The organism is Psychrobacter pasteurii, from assembly GCF_900162815.1.
In the GTDB taxonomy this organism is placed as follows: domain Bacteria; phylum Pseudomonadota; class Gammaproteobacteria; order Pseudomonadales; family Moraxellaceae; genus Psychrobacter; species Psychrobacter pasteurii.
The window spans coordinates 1-474 of record NZ_FUGD01000182.1 but is presented as its reverse complement, the minus strand read 5'-3'; the positions used below and the strand labels follow the sequence as shown (position 1 = coordinate 474).

Below are 474 nucleotides of genomic sequence, written 5' to 3'. Positions count from 1 at the left end.
AAAACAATTTAAAAAAGCCAAGCTTAACTGGCGTACCAATCGTCCTGATGCCAAACGTAAATCACTGGGCTGGATACCTTTTAAAAAGTCTGCTATCAAGTATCTAAGCACAAGACAAACGGGAAAGAAAGCACTTAAATCAACCCTTCAATTATCACTGTCTAAAGGTCAAAAGCTCATCATAGATGTATTCGATAGCTACAACCTAAGCCTATATCAAATTAACACGCTTGAGATAGTACAAGACAGCCGTAATCGTTGGTATGCCTGTATTACTGTTAAAGACTTTCCTAAGCAAGTAAGTGGTAAGGGCAGCGTTGGTATTGATTTAGGCCTAAAAGAGTCTGCTACTACCTCAAATGGCACCAAGCTAATTATTAAGCAAACGCAAAAGTGGGCGAATAAATTAGCAGTAGCCCAGCGTGCTAAGAATAAAAAGCGTGTCAAAGCAATCCACGCTAAAATCAAAAACAC

General features: G+C 39.0%; 1 protein-coding gene. It reads left to right on the top strand.

Annotation, left to right across the window (positions count from 1 at the left end):
* Positions 1-474 (top strand): nuclease/transposase family protein (locus A1232T_RS13210; RefSeq protein ID WP_482822387.1); only part of this gene is annotated, 474 nt, incomplete at both ends.